Consider the following 937-nt stretch of genomic DNA (forward strand, 5'->3'; position numbering starts at 1 on the left):
GGACAAGGGCAATCGGCATCCAGCGACGGGCAGTTCTTCCTTGCTACCGAGCAGGGCGAGGCGATGAATCTGATCAACGCGAAATATGGCAACGTCCCGGGCCTCAAGGGATACAGCCATGTGTCCGATCAATATGCGCCGTTCGCAACCCAGGTGATCCCGGCAACGGTCAGCGAGGCTCCCTATATCCTGGACGGGCTGCTCATGAATGACGCGGGCCGCCGCGTTCGCCAGCATTTTGCCGACACGGGCGGCTTCACCGATCATGTGTTCGCCGCCTGCGCCTTGCTCGGCTACAGGTTCGCCCCCCGTATCCGCGATCTCCCTCAGAAAAGACTCTATGCCTTCACGCCCAACGCGACGCCGGCCAATGTGCGAGCGCTGGTCGGAGGTAAGATCAATGAACCGCTCATCGAGCGCAACTGGCCCGACATCCTGCGCATCATGGCGACGATCGCAGCGGGGATCGTCGCCCCCAGCCAGATTCTTCGCAAGCTCGCCTCTTACCCGCGCCAGAATGAGCTGGCCCTCGCATTGCGAGAGGTGGGCCGCATCGAGCGAACCCTGTTCATGATCGACTGGATTCTTGATGCCGGCCTCCAGCGCCAGGCTCAGATCGGCCTCAACAAGGGTGAGGCCCACCACGCCCTAAAGCGCGCCATCAGCTTCCACCGCCGAGGTGAAATCCGGGATCGATCCGGCGAAGGCCAGCACTATCGCATCGCCGGAATGAACCTGCTCGCCGCCATCATCATATTCTGGAACACCATGAAGCTCGGCGAGGTCGTCAATACCCGGGCCGCCAGCGGTACCCATATCGCGCCTGATCTACTCGCCCACGTCTCGCCGTTGGGATGGGAACACATCAATCTAACCGGGGAATATCGCTGGCCCAAATCCTTAGCGTAGGATTCCGCCCCCTCCCGCAAACGCCCCC

The 937-nt window shown here is 61.8% G+C and carries 1 protein-coding gene; it reads left to right on the top strand.

Annotated elements, in window-relative coordinates; genetic code table 11:
* On the top strand, window positions 1–909 hold a 909-nt coding region (locus tag OKA11_RS24435; RefSeq protein WP_267225228.1), incomplete at its 5' end, for a transposase.
* Window positions 910–937: the final 28 nt, after the last annotated feature.

This window comes from Novosphingobium clariflavum, assembly GCF_026420865.1.
Classification (GTDB): domain Bacteria; phylum Pseudomonadota; class Alphaproteobacteria; order Sphingomonadales; family Sphingomonadaceae; genus Novosphingobium; species Novosphingobium clariflavum.